Below are 2,155 nucleotides of genomic sequence, written 5' to 3' on the forward strand. Positions count from 1 at the left end.
GCCCCCTCGGGGGCGGGCCCTTCGTGCACGGGCGGTGCCGGGGCTGCTCAGCGGCCGAAGGGCAGCCGCGGATCGACCGCCGACTCGTCCCAGGTCCGGCGGATCCAGCCGTGGTGGGGGTCGTCGCTGATCAGCCACTCCCGCACCCGGCCGGGCCCGGCCATGACGTTGAGGTAGTACATGTCGTAGCCGGGGGTGGCCATGGCGGGCCCGTGCCAGCCGTAGGGGACCAGCACGACGTCGCCCGAGCGCACCTCGGCGTTGACGTCGATGGGGCGGTCGTCCGAGGCGTAGACCCGCTGGTAGCCCATGGGGTCGGTGCCGGCGCCCTCCGGTACGGGCATGCCCTCGGCGAGCTGCGTCTCGAAGTAGTAGATCTCCTCCAGCGCCGTCTCCCCGTCCTTCTCCTCGTCGTGCTTGTGCGGCGGGTAGGAGGACCAGTTGCCGGCGGGTGTGAGCACCTCGCACACGATGAACCGATCGGCCTCCAGCGCGGCGGGGGTGCCGAAGTTGTGCACCTGGCGCGAGCAGTTCCCCGCGCCGCGCAGCTCCACCGGGATCTCCTCGCGGGTCACCAGGCGCGTCGGGTGCTCCGCGCGGGCCGGCGCCGAGGCCACGGCCACCCGTCCGCCGGTGGCGGTGGACACGGTCAGCTCCTGGCGGATCCCGGTGTAGAGGACGTCGGTCGGTCCGGCGAAGACGGAGGGGCGGCCCCCGAGGTCGTACGTCCTCCCGTTCGTCCCGGCCGTGAAGCTGCCCGCGAGGGGCACCACGATGCGCTCCTCCTCGGCGGCGTCCAGGGTGATCCGCTCGCCCGGACCGAGGTCGGCCACGCGCAAACCCGTGTGGGCCCAGCCGGGGACCTCGGTGGTGGAGTCGTGGCCGCCCAGGGAGACGAACCAGCCGTCCTGGGCGGCGGAGTCCTTGGGGTGCACCCAGTCGGGGCGGGAGCTGTTCGTATGCATGGGTCGGTGTGCCTTCCGGTGTCGTCGTCGTGCGGTGCTCGCGGTGCGGCGGCGGTCCGGCGCTCAGCGCTGGACGAGGGTGAGCTCGAAGGTGTACTTGTCGGCGCGGTACACGTGCCGGCCCGTCTCCACCTGCCGGCCGAGGTCGTCCATGGCGGTGCGGTGCATGCTGACCAGCGCGGCACCGGGCTCGACGCCCAGCTGCTCCGCCTGGAACGCGTCGGCCGAGACGGCGCCCACCCGCTGGTGGGCGAGCTGGAAGTTGACGCCCTGGCCGCGCATGAGGGAGTACAGTCCCTCCTCCTCGAGCTGCTCGCGCGTGAGCTCGCACAGCGAGCAGGGGATCCAGTTCTCCATGAGGGCCAGCGGTTCGCCGTCCGTGCCGCGCAGGCGGACGAGGTGGTATACCTCGTCGCCCGGCGCGACGCCGAGCAGCAGCGCCACTTCGTCGTCGGCGGGAACCCGGGCGAAGTCCAGCACGTCCGTGCTGGGGCTGCCCCCGCTGCGCTGGAGGTCCTCGTGCAGACTGGTGAGCTCCAGCGAGCGGCGGACCTGGCTGCCCACCACCTGGGTGCCCACGCCGCGCTTGCGCACCAGCAGGCCGGCGCGGACCAGCTGGTCCATCGCCTTGCGCATGGTGGGACGGGACAGGTTGAGCCGGTTGGCGAGGTCGATCTCGTTGTCCAGCTTGGTCCCCGGGGGCAGTTCGCCGCTGCGGATCGCGTCCTCGAGGCCCTGTGCCACCTGGTGGTAGAGGGGCACGGGGGAGGTCTTGTCGACCGTGAGACGGAGTGGGCCGGACATGGTGGACCTCCAAGGGGTGGAACCGGGCGAGCGGACTGCCCGCTTCCCCATTGTGGACGCAGTCTTGTGAATATGTCCATACATTCTATTGACATCTGTGATCCGGGTCACCCAGGATGAACCCCAAGCGGACGGCCGTGGCGGCGCCTCGGAGGCGCGAGGCCCCGCAGCGACACGAGGAGAACTCCCATGACTGCACGACGTGTTTCCCCTGCGACCCCGCGGCCCAGGGCGCCACGGCGCCTCCTGGCGACCGCGGCACTGCTGGCCCCGGCCATGGTGCTGGCCGGCTGCTCGTCCGAGGGCGGCCGGGAGACCACCGCTGCGGGGGAGGGCGGCGGCGGCGAGGTGGCCCAGACGGAGCAGATCAAGATCGCCATGATCAC

The 2,155-nt window shown here is 72.0% G+C and carries 2 protein-coding genes and 1 pseudogene; 1 reads left to right on the forward strand and 2 read right to left on the reverse strand.

Annotated elements, in window-relative coordinates:
- Positions 1 to 47: 47 nt before the first annotated feature.
- Both iolB and ACFU0Y_RS17985 read right to left on the reverse strand, forming a co-directional pair.
- Complete coding sequence (iolB, locus tag ACFU0Y_RS17980; protein WP_380216308.1) at positions 48 to 965, reverse strand: 5-deoxy-glucuronate isomerase; 918 nt, start codon at positions 963 to 965, stop codon at positions 48 to 50.
- Positions 966 to 1,028: 63 nt separating this feature from the next.
- Positions 1,029 to 1,769 carry a GntR family transcriptional regulator gene (locus ACFU0Y_RS17985; protein WP_380216310.1) on the reverse strand — a complete coding sequence of 247 codons (741 nt, stop codon included), beginning with the start codon at positions 1,767 to 1,769 and terminating at the stop codon, positions 1,029 to 1,031.
- A 189-nt stretch (positions 1,770 to 1,958) separates the two neighbouring features.
- Here ACFU0Y_RS17985 and ACFU0Y_RS17990 point away from each other — a divergent pair.
- Positions 1,959 to 2,155: pseudogene (locus tag ACFU0Y_RS17990) on the forward strand (hypothetical protein); the annotation flags it as partial.

The sequence above is a fragment of the Kocuria sp. NPDC057446 genome (assembly GCF_042802875.1).
GTDB lineage: Bacteria > Actinomycetota > Actinomycetes > Actinomycetales > Micrococcaceae > Kocuria.

What these genes read in the sequence shown, in the direction of transcription:
- iolB (WP_380216308.1), bottom strand. Translation starts at nt 965, where the DNA reads ATGCATACGAACAGCTCCCGCCCCGACTGGGTGCACCCCAAGGACTCC.
- ACFU0Y_RS17985 (WP_380216310.1), bottom strand. Translation starts at nt 1,769, where the DNA reads ATGTCCGGCCCACTCCGTCTCACGGTCGACAAGACCTCCCCCGTGCCC.